Source organism: Shigella sp. SIG3 (assembly GCF_053555855.1).
The window spans coordinates 1-3,414 of record NZ_JBQZXE010000201.1; the positions used below are offsets into that span (position 1 = coordinate 1).

General features: G+C 47.9%; 2 protein-coding genes. Both read left to right on the forward strand.

Annotation, left to right across the window (positions count from 1 at the left end; all coding sequences use genetic code 11):
• Nucleotides 1–147 precede the first annotated feature (147 nt).
• The gene (locus ACUU1I_RS20025; protein ID WP_000920418.1) at nucleotides 148–1,758 is read left to right on the forward strand and encodes a site-specific integrase; all 1,611 of its coding nucleotides are present in this window, start codon (nucleotides 148–150) and stop codon (nucleotides 1,756–1,758) included.
• Between the two features lie 31 nt (nucleotides 1,759–1,789).
• On the forward strand, nucleotides 1,790–2,398 hold the full coding sequence (locus tag ACUU1I_RS20030; RefSeq protein WP_000237836.1) for a hypothetical protein: 609 nt from the start codon (nucleotides 1,790–1,792) through the stop codon (nucleotides 2,396–2,398).
• Nucleotides 2,399–3,414: the final 1,016 nt, after the last annotated feature.

The window sequence follows — 3,414 nt, forward strand, 5'->3', positions numbered from 1 at the left end:
TTCGCCCGCTCCATGACACTTCTTAAAGTCTACTAACTTACTGAATCCTAAGGGATACGGCTTAACGCCTTCCGATAGTTTTACTCACTGTAACCAACACTGTGACTAACTTTGTTGAAGTAGTGAGCAGACCTAAGGTCTCAGTACATGCTCAAGTCAAGAACCTACCTTTATCAGCGTAATGGTGTCTTTTACATCCGTCTTAGGATGAAGACCACTAGTCGCCTGACCGCTTCGCTTCCTTCTCACAACCGTTATAAACTAGCGTCAGTATCTTTACGGACCAAGGATAGACGTACCGCTATGGCTCACTCACGGCACATCAAGTCAGCACTTAAAGCAATCCATGCAGACAACCCTAACGCCTCTTATGAGGAGCTACGGGAGCACCTGAAGACCATTGTCGAGTGGGAACTTAGTGTCAGCCGTGATGACCTGAACGACCCGGAGTCCTACCAGCTTTACGTTGACCAGTACGATGACATTAAGTCCAAACTTCGGGAAGCTGTAGCGACCGAGCGTCTGACTGTAGACCAGCATCGCTATATTAATGACGTTATCGGTGTGCTTAAGGCCTGTCAGGATAGACTCAATGGCGATAGCTCTGGCCTATTGTCTTACCTTGAGCCTGAGACTGGCAGTCTAAGACCGTCCGTCTCCCTATCTGTATTGGCGGAACCTGAAGTCCCTGAACCTAAAGCACTGACCCTCGCGTCTCTCATTGAGCAGTACGAGCAGGAGAACGCCCAGAACTGGAAGCCAGCGACCCTAAGCGAAAACCGAGCGTCACACTCTACGCTAATCGAGATATTCGACTATCTGGATATTCAGGATGTCGGCAAGGCGACCCGTGCAGATATGCTCAGAGTTCGTGAAGTCCTCCAGCAGCTACCGAAGAACCGCAAGCAACGCTTTAAGTCTATGCCGCTGTCTGACTTGCTGAACCGGGAGTCTAAGACTGACTGTCTGGACGTCGTTACCATTAACAATAAATATCTTATCAAGATGGCTGCTGTGTTTAAGTGGGCGGTACGCAACGACTTGATAGCTAAGAACCTGACCGAAGGTCTTGAGCTGAAAGTCCCTCAGCGTAAAGCCTCCGACGCTCGTGATGCGTTCAGTCCTGAGCAGGTAGGGCAACTACTGGTCGCAGCTAAAGCGTACTCGCAGAAGACCTCAGGTAAGCCATACCATTATTACGTCACCGCTCTGGCTGCGATTACAGGTGCGAGACTTAACGAGGTGGCCCAACTTCAGGTTAAAGATGTCAGGACCACTGAGGCTGGGACCGTTTTTATCCATATCAACGAAGACGATAGCAGCCTGCCGGGTAAGAGTATCAAGAACGCCCACAGTGACCGCTGTGTCCCGTTGGTAGATGGTGCTTATGGTTTTGTATTGGCTGACTTTATGTCACTCGTGGAAGACCGTAGAAAGACTGAGGGTGATAATGCTATGGTGTTCAATGGCCTCAAGCTAATGAAGAACGGCTACGGTGAGCAGGTTAGCAAGTGGTTTAACCGAACGTTGCTGCCCAAAGTCCTCGCTGACCGTAGCGGCTTAGCTTTTCACTCGTTTAGACATACAGTTGCGACCCAGTTAAAACAACATGGGGTCGAGTTAGCGTATGCTCAGGCGATTATGGGTCATAGCTCAGGGTCTATAACTTACGACCGTTACGCGAAAGAGGTCGAGGTGGAAACGCTGAAAGAAAAATTAGCGGAGTCATTGTCAGTAAAAAAAATAGACGGAAAGTAATCGCATAGGGATAGCGGAATGTGAGGACGTAATGGTCAAAGAATTTTTAGTTAGCAAAGAAAATAAGCCTTCATATGAATGTATGAATACTGCTGAAACTTGTTTGGGGCTGGCTGGAATGGCTTCGGAAGATTGGCAACGTGAGCATCATTGCCGCACAGGTATAATATTTACTGCTTTTGCTATTGAGGCAATGTTCATCTTCTATAGAAAACAGGTTGACCCCGGCTACGATAAGACGCAGAAAGAGTGCAGAAAGACAATGCACAAGAATACGTTAAAATTGTGCGGTATAAACAATTATATGGGGACAAAACCTTACCAAATTATCAAAGAGTGTCTTGAGGTAAGAGACGCTATTGCTCACGGCGATTCGTATACTTCGAGCTTTAATTTCTCGGCGGATCATTTGGATAACCAAGACGATATTGCAAAAAGTGTCCTGGCGGTAAACTCTGAACAATTTCGGGGATTAACTGTTGAGCGCCTTGCAAAATACATTGAAATGGCAAAGCATATTGACCATGAGATTTCTGATAATGGTTACAGGCCTTCTGAAGGTTACCTTCCAGCAGCCGAGCGCAGAAGTCTGATGTTAGCTTTTGGCGTCAGTGGTGTGTCAATGTGGCCCAGTGCTTGAGCGATAATACACCTCACTATAGAGGAATGGACCCTTAACTATCACTATAGGGGAGAGACCCTAAGTCCCCACCTTAATAGCAGTCACGACCCATACACACATTCATTAAGTCTCAGGCTTCCGGTAGCGGACCGATTGGAAACCATCCGCAGACGCCTAGTGTTAAATCACCTTGGCCTGAGACCATTCCTTTTAACGTAAGCTATCTTCCCTTTTGACAGGCGGGGAGCAGTAGACCACATCCGACTTTAAGTTGGCTCTGTGATAATCGCTGCGCGGATAACTGAAGAACCAAGACACCATTACTGAGGTCTGCCATCCATTTGTGGACAGGCGGAAACTCAAAGAGGTTAGATCAGTGGTGTCTGAGGTTGGAGCTTTGAGTCTTGACCAGCAGGCTGGAGGAGACCATGAGTTTATCTTGTTATGGATTGTGTTATCACAATTCCAATAAGAAGAACTTTAAGTCCAGCCTCCACTCCCGCCAACCCGAAGTAAAATTATGGTCGCTATGATGTGGTCTCCATGCTTCGGGTCTTACTGGAAGTACTGAACACTTTCGCGTCAAGTTCTCCGAAGTTCATTCCTGTTTGACTAAACTATCACTATAGGGACCATATCTCGCCTCTGACCTCCTGAGAGACGGCAAGCGAGAAACCGTGGTCCACGCTAGCAAGCTAGCCACCAGCCTGAGGCAAGACAGCCTCTGGTCAGCCTGTGTGTTCTTTGGTCTCGTGACTTAAGTCTATCACCACACACGCTCGGACATGCTGTCGAACCTTCATCTCTATGGTCATCGCAGACCACTAACCCCAATTACCTCAAGTCATTCTGTTTGCGTCCTGTTGCCTGCTGGTCTCCCTTTACGTGGGGGCTTGAGTAGGTCAGTGGGGTGCGACTTCAGGGTGCAAACAAAAGGAGTACACGTAAATGTCCCAACAAGAAATCAGCGTCATTAACTGAACCGCTCCGGGTTTCCTGGAGAGTGTTTTATCTGTGAACTCAGGCTGCCAGAT